This window comes from Massilia sp. LMS1-1-1.1 (assembly GCF_040815535.1).
In the GTDB taxonomy this organism is placed as follows: domain Bacteria; phylum Pseudomonadota; class Gammaproteobacteria; order Burkholderiales; family Burkholderiaceae_D; genus Janthinobacterium; species Janthinobacterium aestuarii.
The window spans coordinates 1-535 of the sequence record NZ_JBFPNG010000019.1 but is presented as its reverse complement, the minus strand read 5'-3'; the positions used below and the strand labels follow the sequence as shown (position 1 = coordinate 535).

The following is a 535-nucleotide window of genomic DNA, read 5'->3' as shown; positions in this document are numbered from 1 at the left end:
TTGCTAATGACGGTACCTGAAGAATAAGCACCGGCTAACTACGTGCCAGCAGCCGCGGTAATACGTAGGGTGCAAGCGTTAATCGGAATTACTGGGCGTAAAGCGTGCGCAGGCGGTTTTGTAAGTCTGATGTGAAATCCCCGGGCTCAACCTGGGAATTGCATTGGAGACTGCAAGGCTAGAATCTGGCAGAGGGGGGTAGAATTCCACGTGTAGCAGTGAAATGCGTAGATATGTGGAGGAACACCGATGGCGAAGGCAGCCCCCTGGGTCAAGATTGACGCTCATGCACGAAAGCGTGGGGAGCAAACAGGATTAGATACCCTGGTAGTCCACGCCCTAAACGATGTCTACTAGTTGTCGGGTCTTAATTGACTTGGTAACGCAGCTAACGCGTGAAGTAGACCGCCTGGGGAGTACGGTCGCAAGATTAAAACTCAAAGGAATTGACGGGGACCCGCACAAGCGGTGGATGATGTGGATTAATTCGATGCAACGCGAAAAACCTTACCTACCCTTGACATGGCTGGAATCC

Annotated in this window: 1 rRNA gene; it reads left to right on the top strand. The window is 51.8% G+C overall.

Annotated elements, in window-relative coordinates:
• Positions 1 to 535, top strand: a 16S ribosomal RNA gene (locus tag MRBLMS1_RS14970); the annotation flags it as partial.